General features: G+C 60.6%; 1 pseudogene. It reads left to right on the forward strand.

The features are described from left to right. A pseudogene (locus AC0V2Y_RS28380) lies at window positions 1-900 on the forward strand (hypothetical protein); the annotation flags it as partial.

Consider the following 900-nt stretch of genomic DNA (forward strand, 5'->3'; position numbering starts at 1 on the left):
TGTCTCCGGACGCGACAGTTTTTATCCGAACGGGGGGAAACGCCGTCCATGGTGGGCACAGGGAAAAACCAGCGGCTCATCCGGCACGCCGCTGGAAGTGTTCCGCAGCATCGATTCGATTATCTGGGAAGAAGCGTTTCAGCTGCAGTTCTGGCACTGGGCCGGCCATGAAAATGGCCAGGCACAAGCCATCTTGCGGGGGGACCAGGTCATCGGTATCAGCCAGCAGGATGCGCAGCCCTGGCTATGGGACCGTTTCGGCAAGCAGTTGCTGGTATCGACGCGCCACATGAACCGGGACACGGCCGAGGATATGCTCAACAGCATAGCCCGCGTCGGGGCCAAACAGTTGCGGGCCTATCCATCGGCAGCATTTGAGCTGGCGCGCGCGGCAGAACGACTGGCACACCCCTTACGCCTGCGCGGCGTCGTCACCGGTTCCGAACCCGTCTACCCGGCCCAGCGCGAACAAATCGAACGCGCCTTTGGCTGCAAGGTATTCGACTTCTACGGCATGGCCGAACGCATCGCCTTTGCCGGCCAGTGCGAACATGGGTACTACCACCTGCATCCAGAATATTCCTACGTGGAAATCCTGGATCAGCACGATCGGCCCACGGACGATTTCGGCTACGTGGTCGGGACCACCCTGCATAACCATGCGATGCCGCTGGTGCGCTACCGCATTGCCGACCGCGCACGCTGGGTATCGGGTGCCTGCCCCTGCGGCAGGCATTATCGCCGTATCGAACTATCCTCCGGCAAGGTTGAGGATCAGCTGTATGACAGCGAAGGCACGCCCATCAGTGCGGGCATCATTACCTTTGCCGTCAAATTTCTCGCCAACATCAAAAAAACGCAGGTGGCGCAGGTTGGCCCGGGGCAATGGCAATTGCGCGT

This window comes from Janthinobacterium sp. BHSEK (assembly GCF_056174685.1).